A 12,586-nucleotide genomic window follows, 5' to 3' on the forward strand; every position below is an offset into this window, starting at 1 on the left:
GAGGTGAAGACGATGAAAATGCCAAAAGATTTTCTATTCGGCGCTGCTTCTGCTTCTTATCAAGTAGAGGGTGCTTGGAACGTAGACGGAAAAGGCGTCTCGAACTGGGATGTCTTCTCGAAGATTCCTGGAAAGACGTTTGAAGCGACGAACGGGGATGTCGCAATCGATCATTACCACCGTTACAAAGAAGATATCGGTCTGATGGCAGAGATGGGTCTTGAATCGTATCGCTTCTCGATCTCATGGCCACGCATCTTCCCGAACGGCACAGGTGAAGTGAATGAAAAAGGACTTGAGTTCTATAACAACGTGATCGATGAGTGCCTTAAGCACGGGATCGTCCCGTTCGTGACACTCTATCACTGGGATTTACCACAAATCCTTGAAGAACAGGGTGGCTGGCGTAGTCCTGAAACAGCAGATGCCTTCGTGCGTTTTGCGAAGACCTGTTTCGAAGCGTTCGGCGATCGTGTCCGCAACTGGATCACCTTCAACGAGACGGTCATCTTCTGTTCGCTCGGCTACTTGACGGGCGCACACCCACCCGGCATCACAGGCGATGCAAAAGCGTACTTCCAAACGACGCACAACGTTTTCGTCGCTCACGCTCGCGCAGTCGAAGCGTTCAAGGAAGCGGGATATGAAGGAGAAATCGGCATCACGCACGTCTTCAACCCAGCGTTCAGCATCGATGAAGCGCCAGAGAACAAACAAGCCGAAGTACATGCGAATGAATACGCGACACACTGGTTCTATGATCCGATTCTAAAAGGTGAGTACCCAGCGTATGTCGTGAAGGATTTAGAAAAGCAGGGATTGTTACCGGAATGGACAGAAGAAGAGCTCGATCTCTTGAAACGGACAGCACCGCTGAACGACTTCATCGGACTGAACTACTATTGTCCACAACGTGTCATGAAGAATGATTCGGCGCTCGTCATGGCAGGTGGCCGCGAAAACTCAACCGGACGTCCTGGGAACCCATCGTTCGATGGCGTCTATAAGACAGTCTTGATGGACGATAAAGTCTACACGAAGTGGGGCTGGGAAATCGCACCGGATGCCTTCCTTGAAGGAATGCGGATGCTCCAAGCACGATACGGCGATATCAAAATCTACATCACGGAGAACGGTCTCGGTGACGAGGATCCGATCGTCGGCGAAGAAATCATGGATACACCACGAATCGAGTACATCGAAAGTCATCTTCGCGCCGTCAAGCGTGCTGTCGAAGAAGGCATCAATGTCTCTGGTTATTATGCATGGTCCGTCATCGATCTACTTAGCTGGTTGAACGGATATAAAAAGCAGTACGGATTCATCTATGTCGATCATGCGAATGGTCTGGCACGGAAGAAGAAACAGTCGTTCCATTGGTACCAGGAAATCATCGCGACACGTGCTGCTGAACTATAAGGAGGAGTCGGAATGAACCGATTAGAAACCGTATTTGAAAAAGTCACTCCTGCCTTCGCACGATTCGCGAACGCCAAGCCTGTCCTTGCGATCAAGGACGGCTTCATCTTAACGATGCCGATGACAATCATCGGCTCGTTATTCCTACTGATTCTTGCGTTACCAATCCCAGGCTGGGAGAAGTTCATGACGGGCCTATTCGGTGCCGACTGGACATTACCGCTGACGCAGGTCGTCGGTGCGACGTTTGATATCCTCGCATTGATTGGTGTCTTCGGTATTGCCTACTCCTATGTAAAAAACGAGAAGATCGAAGGGGTTCCAGCCGGGATTCTCGGAATCATCGCTTTCTTGATCATCACACAATCATCCGTTCTGTCGAAGTCAGGGGAAGTCGTCACGGGTGTCGTACCGAAAGTATGGACGGGCGGACAAGGGGTCCTTGCCTCGATCGTCGTCGGACTCGTCGTTGGTTTCATCTACTCGCAGTTCATCAAGCGGGGCATCCGAATTAAGATGCCAGACGGTGTACCGCCGGGCGTTTCAAACTCGTTCTCGGCACTCATTCCGGGACTCGCAATCATCACATTGTCTGTCGTCACGTTTGCTGTCTTCCAAGCATTCGCTGACCGGACGTTCACGGAAGTCGTCTACGACGTCTTGCAAGCACCGATTCAGAACTTGACGGATACGCTCGCAGGAGCAGTCCTGATCATGATCTTGATGTCTGTCATGTGGTGGTGTGGGATTCATGGCGCAGCAATCATCATGGGAATCATGGGGCCATTGCTGACAGCGAACGCTTTACAAAACCAAGCGATCATCGACTCCGGAAAAGAACTTGTCGTCGGTGACAACGCGAAGATCGTTACGATTCAGTTCCTCGATGTCTTTACGAAGCTCGGTGGAACAGGGATTACGGTCGGCTTCATCATTGCGACATTGATCGTTGCCCGCTCGGCTCACTTGAAGCAGCTCGGGAAGCTATCACTTGCGCCAAGTTTGTTCAACATCAACGAACCGGTCATCTTCGGGATGCCGATCGTCTTCAACCCGATCATGTTCGTTCCGTTCGTCATCGTACCAGCGATTGCATCCTTCATGGTCTACTTCTCGATCCTCTGGGGTTGGGTCGAACCATTTAATGCGCTTCAAGTACCATGGACGACACCACCCGTCATCTCTGGCTTCTTGATCAGCGGCTGGCAGGGCGCATTGCTCCAGCTGGCGACGATTGCGATGTCGGTCGCGATCTATCTACCGTTCGTTCGGATGCAGGATCAGCTGTCTTACGGCGAAGAACTAAAAGCACAAGAAGAACATGCTTCGGCATGATCAAAAAAAGGAAGCGCAACTGGCGCTTCCTTTTTGTATAACGGTCATTGACGGTTTCGCTTTGATTCAATGAAGATCGTAAACTTAGTCAGACGCAGACACGTATCCAGTGAGCTTTATATTATAGAAGAAAAACGTCAATCCCACTCTTCCGTCATCTCTTGGAGTTGCGTCAAGATATGCGTCAAGAGGAACGCGCAAAGGGCAAGACTCGGCAGTCCGTGACGTGAACCGTCCTCTGCCGGAAGCAATCCTTTATTGAACTTCAATGCAAGCGGAGCAATCGAACGCTCGAGCGTTTCCGTCACGTCACTGAGTGTGACAATCGCATAAGGCGTATGCCATGCGTCGTAACGGGCAAGAGAAGCGAGGAGATCCGAACGTTCCGTATCCGGCGTGAAGATTAAGACACGATCGACAGCGTGCAAGGTCTTTCGATCCTTGATCTTCGTAACGCGTTTCATCTGGTCTGGTCCTTCTGAGAGCATCGGATAGAGTCCTTCACATTCGCCGTAAGCGTCGACGTAGACCGTACCTTCTCCGACGAGCGCTTGTGCGAGTAGACGGACGACATCGAATAGTTCGTCTTCCTGTTTTGCGAGCGTTTGCAATTTTCCATTGAATTGTGTAGCTAAGATTTTCATCATTTTTCTTCATCCTTTCTATGTTTCTCTCAAGGACAGTATAAAGCAAGTTTTGCTTTAGTGTAGAATGGAAATAACTAGAGGGGGAGTGGCAGAGATGAAAGGCAGATTGTTGATCGTCGAGGATGAGCCGGGAATCCGGAACTTACTTGCACAATTGTTCCGGGCAGAAGGGTACGAAACGGACGTCGCCGTCGATGGAGAGGAAGCGATCGTCTACTTACAGGAAACGGCATACGATCTATTGTTGATGGATGTCAACATGCCGGGGCGGACCGGGATCGAGGTATTGCGTCATCAGGACCGGATCGGACGACGCGTCCGGACGATTTTAATGACGGCACTCGGTGAAAAAGAAGCGATGGAAGAAGCGAAACGATTAGGGGTTGTCGCCTTCTTCGGAAAGCCATTTGACATCTTTGAATTAAAAAAAGAAGTGACTGTGCAAATTTCTCACGATGTAAGCGGTTAATCTTTCACGTCGCCGTCACAAACCAAAAAACCGAGCGAAATGCTGTACGTTCCGATGAATCAGTATGTTATAATCAGTCTGAAATTGCACGAGTTCGTGTAAGCAGCGATCAAAACAGAGGAGGATGTCATTATGCCATTAGTATCTATGACAGACATGTTAAACAAAGCTCTCGAAGGTAAGTATGCAGTAGGTCAATTCAACATCAACAACCTCGAGTGGACACAAGCGATTCTCGGTGCGGCTCAAGAAGAGCAGTCACCAGTCATCCTTGGAGTATCTGAAGGTGCAGCACGCCACATGGGCGGATTCTACACTGTCGTGAAAATGGTTGAAGGTCTTGTACACGACATGAAAATCACAGTTCCAGTTGCAATCCACCTCGACCACGGTTCGAGCGTTGAGAAATGTAAAGAAGCGATCGACGCTGGATTTACATCTGTCATGATCGATGATTCGCACAGCCCGATCGACACAAACATCGAAACAACTAAAGCAGTCGTTGAATACGCTCATTCTAAAGGCGTTTCAGTAGAAGCGGAAGTTGGTACAGTTGGCGGACAAGAAGACGACGTCATCGGTGATGTCATGTACGCGAAACTTGACGAGTGTGTACGCATCGTTAAAGAAACTGGAATCGACACGCTTGCGCCTGCACTCGGTTCTGTTCACGGACCATACAAAGGTGAACCAAACCTCGGATTCAAAGAGATGGAAGAAATCCGTGATGCGACAAACCTCCCACTCGTTCTTCACGGTGGAACTGGAATTCCGACACACGATATCGAAAAAGCGATTTCACTCGGAACTTCAAAAATCAACGTTAACACAGAGAACCAAATCTCATTCGCGAAAGTCGTTCGTGAAGTGTTAGCTGAGAAACCAGAAGCATATGACCCACGCGTATTCATCGCACCAGGTCGTGAAGCAATCAAACAAACTGTCATCGGTAAGATGCGTGAGTTCGGTTCAAGCAACAAAGCTTAATCGACTCCTTTTTAAAGTGCGGTAGACTTCGGTCTACCGTGCTTTTTTCATATCATGTGAACATGTATTCAATGGAAAACAGTAGGACTTCTCGTGAAAAAAACCTATAATAGAGTCGTAAGCGATTTCAAGGGATGAAAGGGGAACGAGAAAGATGAGATTTTTCATTGACACAGCAAACGTAGAGGACATCAAGAAAGCACATAAAATGGGGATTTTAGATGGTGTCACGACGAATCCGTCGCTCGTCGCTAAGGAAGGCGTCGATTTCCATACACGACTTCGTGAAATCTGTGAAATCGTCGGGGACGTCTCTGTTAGCGCTGAAGTCATCGCGCTCGATGCAGAAGGAATGATTCGTGAAGGGAAGGAACTTGCCCAAATTGCACCGAACATTACGGTTAAGGTTCCAATGACTCCGGCCGGACTCGAAGCAGTCGCAGCCCTTTCAAAAGAGAAGATCACGACGAACGTCACATTGATCTTCAATCCGAACCAAGCGTTACTCGCAGCCCGTGCTGGTGCGACATACGTATCACCATTCCTCGGTCGTCTAGATGACATCGGCCAAGATGGAATGGGGCTCGTCGAGACGATTGCTCAAATTTTCGTCGTACATGATATTCCGACACAGATCATCGCGGCATCGGTCCGGAACCCGGTTCACGTCACGAACGCTGCTCTTGCGGGCGCAGACATCGCGACGATTCCGTTCTCGGTCATCGAGTCACTCACACACCACCCACTCACGACGCAAGGGATCGAAAAGTTCCTCGCGGACTGGGAAAAAACGCAGCAATAATCGTAGCGAAGAGAAAGGTTGATGGAACGTGGACATTTTGCATATCGTAGGGCAACAACGCCTAGAAGGAACCGTATCAATCAGTGGTTCGAAGCAAAGCGCCATCCCGTGTCTTGCTGCAGCCCTCCTGACGGATCAAACGGTCGTTCTTGAAGGCGTGCCGGAGATTGGCGACGTCGCGACGATGATCGAGATTTTGGAGACGCTCGGCGCGGTCGTGACACGTCAAGGCGATATGGTGACGATTGATCCAAGCCGGGTCGAATCGATGCCGTTGACTGGTGCGGAGACGCGCAAGTTACGCGGATCGATCTACCTCATGAGCGTTCTGGCAGCCAGATTCAAACAAGGAGTCGTCGGTCTTCCTGGAGGTTATGCCATCGGACCACGACCGATCGATTTACACATCAAAGCACTAGAGCGTCTAGGTGTTTCTGTACGTAACGAGCAAGGCGTCCATTACATGCGCGTCGATCGTCTCGTCGGTAACCGAATTTACCTCGATCTCCCATCTTTCGGAGCGACGATCAGTGCCTTACTCGTCGCTGTCTTCGCTGAAGGAACGACTGTCATCGAAAACGCCGCCTACGACCCGGAAGTCATCGACGTCAGTACGATGTTGACGAACATGGGGGCAAGCGTCAAAGGGGCAGGAACGGACGAGATTCGAATCAAGGGCGTATCGCAACTAAGTGGTTGCCGGCATACCTTGATTCCGGACCGAATGGAGGCAGGAACGTTCTTGACGATGGGGGCGGCACTTGGACGCGTCACCGTCGATAACGTCATTCCGCTTCATCTCGAGAGCGTCATCCAAAAACTCGAGCGGTACGGTGCGTTGATCGAAGCAACGGATGATTCCGTCACGGCGACGTTTCAGGAGACGAAGCCGGTCGATATTCGTGTCTTCCACTACGGTGGATTCCCGAGCGACTTACAGCCTGTCATCTCGGCAGCGTTGCTGCAAGCAAAAGGAGCGAGTATCGTCGTCGATAAGTTGTATCCGCAGCGTTTCCGGCATGTGCAGGAGTTACGACGCTTGAATGCTCGAATCACGCATGAAGACGCCTCAATCATCATTCGTGGTGGCGAATCCTTACTTGGTACGGAAATCGAGGCACCGGACCCACGCGGTGGCGCAGCACTTGTCTTGGCGGGACTTCTCGCTTCAGGGGAGACGACGCTGCACCATGCAGAAGTGCTTGACCAGAGTTACGAACGATTTGATCAGAAGTTGAAGGAACTTGGCGCCCTCGTATGGCGTGAAACGATTTGACCGATTTGTAACAAGGGAGAGGGGACATACACATGGAGAGAAGTCTATCAATGGAACTGGTACGCGTCACGGAGGCAGCAGCACTCGCCTCTGCACGCTGGATGGGAAAAGGATTGAAGAATGAAGCGGATGATGCGGCAACAAGCGCGATGCGTGATGTCTTCGATACGATTCCGATGAAAGGAACCGTCGTCATCGGGGAAGGCGAGATGGATGAAGCACCGATGCTTTACATTGGAGAAAAGCTAGGAAATGGGTATGGACCACGACTCGACGTCGCCGTCGATCCGCTGGAAGGAACGAACATCGTCGCAAAAGGAACATGGGGCGCACTTGCTGTTCTCGCGGTCGCGGATGCAGGAGATTTACTTCATGCACCGGACATGTACATGGATAAGATCGCAGTCGGCCCGGAAGCGGCAGGACACATCAGTCTGGATGCGACGATCGAAGAAAACATCGCAGCCGTAGCGAAGGCGAAGAACAAAGAAATCGAAGACGTCGTCGTCTCGATTCTGGATCGCGAACGTCATGAAGAAATCATTCAACGGATTCGGGCAACAGGGGCGCGGATTCGCTTGATCGGTGACGGTGACGTCGCTGCTGCGATCAACACGGCGTTCCCGCATACGGGGATTGATATCCTGCTCGGTTCAGGTGGTGCACCGGAAGGCGTTCTTGCTGCCGTTGCCTTGAAATGCCTCGGTGGTGAGCTCCAAGGACGCTTGTTACCAGCAGACGATGCCGAGGTCGAGCGTTGCAAGAAGATGGGCATTGAAGATCCATCGAAGATCCTTATGATGGATGATCTCGTTTCAGGAGACGATTGTATCTTTGCTGCGACAGGCGTCACGGACAGTGAGTTGATGAAAGGTGTTCAGTTCACGGCACAAGGCGGTCAGACACACTCTGTCGTCATGCGTGCAAAATCCGGAACGGTGCGTTTCGTCGAAGGTATTCACTCGTTCAAGAAAAAACCGAAGCTTGTCATTAAGTAAAATAGGACGACTCCTCAAAAAGGACGTCTGAATCCACACAAAAAGAGTTGGTGTTGCGGATAATTTCCGGAAGGCCAACTCTTTTTTGATGATGTTTAAAACTGATAACGTTCATATCCTCACTTTACTCAGGCGGGAGGTAAGCCGCGACATCTCGCAACTTATGCGAAATGTCGGGTCTTACCTTACCCTGACGGAAACGTTGAACTCGTTTCCTTTTCCTGTAGGAGTTGAGGATGAACGTCATAAATATTGAAATAATGAACATTATAACTATCACCGTGGACGCTGAACTTCTCCTGCTTGTCGGGTGACGTACCGACGCGGTAGAAAACGCGTCGAAAAGATATACCAGGCATTCCCGAAGCCAGGAACGATGAACGTTTTCCCCTTCATATAGCCGCGGTAGGCGATGCGCGCAACCGTCGGAGCATCCATGACACCAGGTCGCAAGAACAAGCGTGACTGTTCAAGATTTGCTGCTGATTCGAAACCGGTATGGGTCGCGCCTGGACAGACAACGCTGACTTGAATCCCGTCTTGTGCGAGTTCTTCCGTCAAGCCTTCCGAGAAATGAAGGACATAGGCTTTTGTCGCGTAGTAGACACTCAGCCATGGACCACCTTCAAACGCAGCCGTTGATGCGAGATGGACGATACGTCCTTTGATTCCCTGTGCTTTCATGCGAGAGGCATAGACCTTCGTTACGTGTGTTAATGCTTCGATATTCAAGGCAATCATCCGGGACTCGTCTTCGAACGAGGTCTCAAGGAAAGAACCAAAGACGCCGATCCCGGCGTTGTTGATGACGCAGTCGACCGGAATCTGTTCCGTTGCCCGAAATAGTGCGAGACGATGCGTCGGCTGCGTTAAGTCATACGGAAAGACGGTTGCCGTTCCCCCGAGTCGCTCGACATGGAACTTCGTTTCGAAGAGTGCTGTCGCATCGCGTCCGACGAGCAAGACGTGATCCCCTTGCTTGGCATGCAGATAAGCAAATTCACGACCAAGACCTCTTGAAGCACCTGTGATTAAGACATGCATCCGATTTCCTCCTCCTGTAATCGATTCGATGAAAAAAAGCGATCGAGCCAATGCTCAACCGCTTTGAGATGATGAATTATAGGTAAGATCCTGCGCCGACAAGGCGTGAACCCCAGTACCCTGATTTGAAGCTTGAGTATTTAACGCCACCTGTTTCTGAGTTGACCATGCTTGACTTGCTTGTTGCGATCCCAACGTGTTGAATGCCGCTACCGTGTGAGAAGAAGACAAGATCTCCTGGCTGTACTTTAGAAACGCTGACTTTCTTAGAAGAAGAATATTGTGAAGAAGACGTACGTGGTAATGTTTTACCAGCCGCTTTCTTGTAGACGTAGCTTGTGAAACCAGAGCAGTCGAATCCACGAGTCGTCGTTCCGCCCCATACATATGGTGTACCTTTATGTTTTGCTGCTTCGCTTAGGATTTTAGTCCGTTTAGAAGATGTGCTCGTTGTTTTTTTAGCGCTTGAAGATGATTTGTATGTCTTTGTGTATTGTGAGAAGACATAACGTGTTTTGCCGCCGTATGAGATTTTTGTCCAGCTGCCTGACTTGCCTTTATATGTAAAGACTTGACCAGCGTTGACTTTCCCGACGATGCTTGCTTTCGTAGAAGGTGCTGTCCGAACACGAAGACCGTTGTCCGTGATCTTGACTTTCGTGACTGTTGCTGCTTCAACTTTACCTGTACCCACTGATGTAAAACCTGAAACCACTAAGGCTGCTGTCGCGATCGATGCTAGAAAACGTTTCATGTTAAGAATTCCTCCGTTTAATGTAGTGTGTTGCGTCCGTAAGTTATATGATGAAATCATTAAGTGTTTGGTTAAGCAGTGAACCTTACAACTGTGTAAGAATTTTGTCTGCAGGAATATCTTAGCATGCGCACACTTGAAAACGTTTTTTCAGTTAGAAGACAAAACAGATGTTTTTGTAACATAACTGAAATAATATCCTTGAATATTACAAAGTAAGAAACGCAAAGGATTGTTGACGACGAATTCAAAAAAATATGATACCTTTAGTTCACGAATAAAATTACATACCTCCTGATGTATGTATGGAAGTATGCTGAATGCAGTTGAATTTATAAAGAATAGGTGAAGAACATGCCAACAACTGATAAAAAAGATAAACCAGAACGTTCCTATACACTGGCTCAATTGAGCCAACTGACATTAAAAGAACTTTATGAAATCGCAAAGACGAAAAATGTCCCACAATACCGGGAAGCCCGTAAACGCGAGTTGATGTTCAAGATTTTAAAAGCACAGGCTGAATCGACTGGTCTTTATTTCCTCGAAGGGGTACTCGAAGTCATCCCTGGCAATCCACAAATGCAAAACGATGGTGGCTTTGGCTTCCTTCGTCCTATCAATTATTCCCAATCCTCTGAAGATATTTATATCGCAGCATCTCAAATCCGACGCTTTAATCTACGTAATGGTGATGTCGTCACAGGTAAAGTCCGTCCACCGAAGGAAAACGAACGGTTCCAAGGGTTACTTAGCGTGGAAGCCGTTAACGGTGAAGCACCGGATACTGCCCGTAACCGGTTATTTTTCCCGGCACTGACACCAATTTATCCGGACCGATTGATGCGACTTGAGACAGAACCACGCCATCTATCCGTTCGTGTCATGGATATGATTGCACCGGTTGGATTTGGTCAACGTGGTTTGATCGTCGCACCGCCAAAAGCAGGGAAGACGTCACTCCTTAAAGAAATCGCAAACTCGATTCAGGAGAATCATTCGGATGTCGAACTAATCATTCTCTTGATTGATGAGCGACCTGAGGAAGTAACGGACATTGAGCGTTCGGTTCCAGGAGCAGACGTCGTCAGCTCGACGTTTGACGAAACACCGGACAACCACGTCCGAATTTCTGAACTGGTCCTCGAGCGGGCGATGCGGCTTGTCGAACACAAGAAGGATGTCGTCATCTTGATGGATTCGATCACGCGTCTAACACGGGCCTATAACTTAACGGTACCGCAAAGTGGTCGGACGCTCTCGGGCGGAATTGATCCGGCTGCGTTCCATAAGCCAAAACGGTTCTTTGGTGCAGCGCGAAACATCGAACACGGTGGTAGTTTGACGATTCTTGCGACAGCACTCGTCGAGACAGGATCGCGCATGGATGACGTCATCTATGAGGAATTCAAAGGAACTGGCAACATGGAACTGCATCTCGATCGTAAGTTGTCAGAGCGTCGAATCTTCCCAGCGATCGACATTCGGAAGTCCGGTACACGGAAGGAAGAACTGTTGCTTCCGAAAGAGCAGCTTGATGCGCTTTGGGCGATTCGCCGGACGATGAACGAGTCGAACGAGTTCGTCGATACGTTCCTGCGTAAGATTCGTGATACGAAAAATAATGAAGAATTTTTCGTCGTACTTGAGAAAGAACAGAAGAAGGCGGTTCGACGCGCGCCAGCTAAACCACGTACCGTCAAGAAGGAAACGACGACAGAAAAATAACTATTGCGACGCATAAAAAAATCGTTTAGTATAGGAAGGTAACTTACTCTGGCTCAGCAAATGAACCAGGGCGGAAGGAGAGAAATCAACCATGAAACAAGGAATTCACCCTAACTACAACAAAGTAGTATTTATGGATTCAACGACTGAGTACAAATTCTTAAGCGGTTCTACTCGTTCTTCGAACGAAACGATCACTTGGGAAGATGGTAACGAGTACCCACTCATCCGTGTGGATGTGTCTTCAGACTCGCACCCATTCTACACAGGTCGTCAAAAGTTCAACGCGGCAGATGGTCGTGTCGATCGCTTCAACAAAAAATACGGCCGCAAGTAATTACTTGTTGGTTCTTAAAAAAACAGCCTGCCTCCATTAAGGAAGCAGGCTGTTTTTGTATAGACTGAATTGTGAACGATAAGTGAGATACGTCTTCAAGACGAACGAGAAGGCGATTCCGCCAGCAATCCCGATTAAATAGGGCATGACTTCCGGATGTGCCAAGACATAGTCCATGACTTTATGGAACGAGAGATGGCGGCCGACGAAGTAACCGGCACCTAAGAACACGCTGATCCAAATCAAGGCACCTGTATACGCATAACTCGCAAAAACGCGAAACGGCATTTTTGAGACGCCTGCAAAAAAGGCAGAGAGTTGGCGGAGACCAGGTATGTAGTAACCGATGATCAAGACCGATTTTCCGTAACGACGAAAACCGGCTTCAGCGGAAAGAATATGTTTTTCTGAGATACGCATTTTCGGTCCAACGCGGTGTAGTAGTGGCATACCGAGTTTTAATCCGAGTAAATAGCTGATCGTCATCCCGATGCAACTGCCGGCGTAAGCGGCGAGAATCGTACCGACGAGTGGTAGATTGCCTTGATGCATCCAAAATCCGGACAAAACGAGCAGGGTCTCATCAGGAACCGGCAATCCCACGATACCACCTGCGAGAAGGACGGAGAGACCAAGGGCACCATATTGGTGCAGGATGTCATGTAAGAGATGATGAATCGGGGACACCTTCTTTCGTGAGAATCTTCTTCTTCAGTGTACAGGAAATAGGGGACAGTTGGAATGAAAGGACAAAAATTCTAGGGAAAGAAAAAATGAATTTTGATTTCCG

General features: G+C 49.1%; 13 protein-coding genes. 9 read left to right on the plus strand and 4 right to left on the minus strand.

Features of this window, described 5'->3' with window-relative positions; translation table 11 throughout:
• Window positions 1-12 precede the first annotated feature (12 nt).
• Together EXG77_RS01740 and EXG77_RS01745 are read left to right on the plus strand one after the other, a co-directional pair.
• Window positions 13-1,419, plus strand: a complete 1,407-nt coding sequence (locus EXG77_RS01740) for a GH1 family beta-glucosidase (protein WP_035395785.1) — start codon at window positions 13-15, stop codon at window positions 1,417-1,419.
• A 12-nt stretch (window positions 1,420-1,431) separates the two neighbouring features.
• On the plus strand, window positions 1,432-2,754 hold the full coding sequence (locus EXG77_RS01745) for a PTS sugar transporter subunit IIC (RefSeq protein ID WP_023469556.1): 1,323 nt from the start codon (window positions 1,432-1,434) through the stop codon (window positions 2,752-2,754).
• A gap of 137 nt (window positions 2,755-2,891) precedes the next feature.
• On the opposite strand, the gene EXG77_RS01750 is transcribed toward EXG77_RS01745, so the two are convergent.
• Window positions 2,892-3,401, minus strand: coding sequence for a DUF2529 family protein (locus EXG77_RS01750; protein WP_035395788.1), 510 nt, complete (start codon window positions 3,399-3,401; stop codon window positions 2,892-2,894).
• A 94-nt stretch (window positions 3,402-3,495) separates the two neighbouring features.
• On the opposite strand from EXG77_RS01750, the gene EXG77_RS01755 reads away from it, so the two are divergent.
• From EXG77_RS01755 to glpX, 5 genes are all read left to right on the plus strand, one after another.
• A complete protein-coding gene (locus EXG77_RS01755) occupies window positions 3,496-3,870 on the plus strand; it encodes a response regulator (protein WP_035395791.1) in 375 nt (124 codons plus the stop codon).
• Window positions 3,871-4,002: 132 nt separating this feature from the next.
• Window positions 4,003-4,857, plus strand: a complete 855-nt coding sequence (gene fba / locus EXG77_RS01760) for a class II fructose-1,6-bisphosphate aldolase (protein WP_023469553.1) — start codon at window positions 4,003-4,005, stop codon at window positions 4,855-4,857.
• Window positions 4,858-5,011: 154 nt separating this feature from the next.
• Window positions 5,012-5,659 (plus strand): fructose-6-phosphate aldolase, encoded by a 648-nt coding sequence (gene fsa / locus EXG77_RS01765; RefSeq protein WP_023469552.1) that lies wholly within the window; start codon window positions 5,012-5,014, stop codon window positions 5,657-5,659.
• A gap of 28 nt (window positions 5,660-5,687) precedes the next feature.
• Window positions 5,688-6,935, plus strand: coding sequence for a UDP-N-acetylglucosamine 1-carboxyvinyltransferase (gene murA / locus EXG77_RS01770; protein ID WP_023469551.1), 1,248 nt, complete (start codon window positions 5,688-5,690; stop codon window positions 6,933-6,935).
• A 32-nt stretch (window positions 6,936-6,967) separates the two neighbouring features.
• Window positions 6,968-7,933, plus strand: a complete 966-nt coding sequence (gene glpX / locus EXG77_RS01775) for a class II fructose-bisphosphatase (protein WP_035395794.1) — start codon at window positions 6,968-6,970, stop codon at window positions 7,931-7,933.
• Window positions 7,934-8,209: 276 nt separating this feature from the next.
• Here glpX and EXG77_RS01780 read toward each other — a convergent pair whose 3' ends face one another.
• Window positions 8,210-8,977 (minus strand): SDR family oxidoreductase, encoded by a 768-nt coding sequence (locus EXG77_RS01780; RefSeq protein ID WP_023469549.1) that lies wholly within the window; start codon window positions 8,975-8,977, stop codon window positions 8,210-8,212.
• Window positions 8,978-9,053: 76 nt separating this feature from the next.
• A complete protein-coding gene (locus tag EXG77_RS01785; RefSeq protein WP_023469548.1) occupies window positions 9,054-9,731 on the minus strand; it encodes a C40 family peptidase in 678 nt (225 codons plus the stop codon).
• Window positions 9,732-10,085: 354 nt separating this feature from the next.
• Here EXG77_RS01785 and rho point away from each other — a divergent pair, with 354 nt between their 5' ends.
• Window positions 10,086-11,459, plus strand: a complete 1,374-nt coding sequence (gene rho / locus EXG77_RS01790) for a transcription termination factor Rho (protein ID WP_035395797.1) — start codon at window positions 10,086-10,088, stop codon at window positions 11,457-11,459.
• 91 nt (window positions 11,460-11,550) lie between these two features.
• The gene (locus EXG77_RS01795) at window positions 11,551-11,796 is read left to right on the plus strand and encodes a type B 50S ribosomal protein L31 (RefSeq protein ID WP_023469546.1); all 246 of its coding nucleotides are present in this window, start codon (window positions 11,551-11,553) and stop codon (window positions 11,794-11,796) included.
• A gap of 36 nt (window positions 11,797-11,832) precedes the next feature.
• Here the strand turns inward: EXG77_RS01795 and EXG77_RS01800 are convergent, their stop codons facing one another.
• Complete coding sequence (locus tag EXG77_RS01800; RefSeq protein WP_023469545.1) at window positions 11,833-12,483, minus strand: DedA family protein; 651 nt, start codon at window positions 12,481-12,483, stop codon at window positions 11,833-11,835.
• Between the last annotated feature and the right edge of the window lie 103 nt (window positions 12,484-12,586).

The sequence above is a fragment of the Exiguobacterium sp. OS-77 genome (assembly GCF_000414195.2).
GTDB classification, from domain to species: domain Bacteria; phylum Bacillota; class Bacilli; order Exiguobacteriales; family Exiguobacteriaceae; genus Exiguobacterium_A; species Exiguobacterium_A indicum.

Bases quoted from the DNA above. Each gene is read 5' to 3' on its own strand.
- EXG77_RS01740 (WP_035395785.1), top strand. From the start codon at position 13: ATGAAAATGCCAAAAGATTTTCTATTCGGCGCTGCTTCTGCTTCTTAT.
- EXG77_RS01745 (WP_023469556.1), top strand. From the start codon at position 1,432: ATGAACCGATTAGAAACCGTATTTGAAAAAGTCACTCCTGCCTTCGCA.
- EXG77_RS01750 (WP_035395788.1), bottom strand. From the start codon at position 3,401: ATGATGAAAATCTTAGCTACACAATTCAATGGAAAATTGCAAACGCTC.
- EXG77_RS01755 (WP_035395791.1), top strand. From the start codon at position 3,496: ATGAAAGGCAGATTGTTGATCGTCGAGGATGAGCCGGGAATCCGGAAC.
- fba (WP_023469553.1), top strand. From the start codon at position 4,003: ATGCCATTAGTATCTATGACAGACATGTTAAACAAAGCTCTCGAAGGT.
- fsa (WP_023469552.1), top strand. From the start codon at position 5,012: ATGAGATTTTTCATTGACACAGCAAACGTAGAGGACATCAAGAAAGCA.
- glpX (WP_035395794.1), top strand. From the start codon at position 6,968: ATGGAGAGAAGTCTATCAATGGAACTGGTACGCGTCACGGAGGCAGCA.
- EXG77_RS01780 (WP_023469549.1), bottom strand. From the start codon at position 8,977: ATGCATGTCTTAATCACAGGTGCTTCAAGAGGTCTTGGTCGTGAATTT.
- EXG77_RS01785 (WP_023469548.1), bottom strand. From the start codon at position 9,731: ATGAAACGTTTTCTAGCATCGATCGCGACAGCAGCCTTAGTGGTTTCA.
- rho (WP_035395797.1), top strand. From the start codon at position 10,086: ATGCCAACAACTGATAAAAAAGATAAACCAGAACGTTCCTATACACTG.
- EXG77_RS01795 (WP_023469546.1), top strand. From the start codon at position 11,551: ATGAAACAAGGAATTCACCCTAACTACAACAAAGTAGTATTTATGGAT.